Source organism: Enterobacter sp. SCRI0065 (genome assembly GCF_059766475.1).
On record NZ_JCBAJB010000080.1, the window covers coordinates 1 to 210 of the forward strand.

General features: G+C 66.7%; 1 pseudogene. It reads left to right on the top strand.

Annotated features, from left to right (window positions below):
* A pseudogene (locus tag AC6EMZ_RS23510) lies at positions 1-210 on the top strand (hypothetical protein); the annotation flags it as partial.

Sequence of the window (210 nt, forward strand, 5' to 3'; positions counted from 1 at the left end):
GGCATCCTGCGCGAAGGGCAAACAGTCACGCGCCAGCGTGTCACCGGCCATCACGATCTGCACACTGCCCGAATGCAGGCGCGGCGCTCAGGCTGCACCGGAAATCAGGGGGCATCTGCGCAGCAGTGCGCCCCGCCATCACCACGGCAGCGGCATCCTGCACGAAGGGCAAACAGTCACGCGCCAGCGTGTCACCGGCCATCACGATCT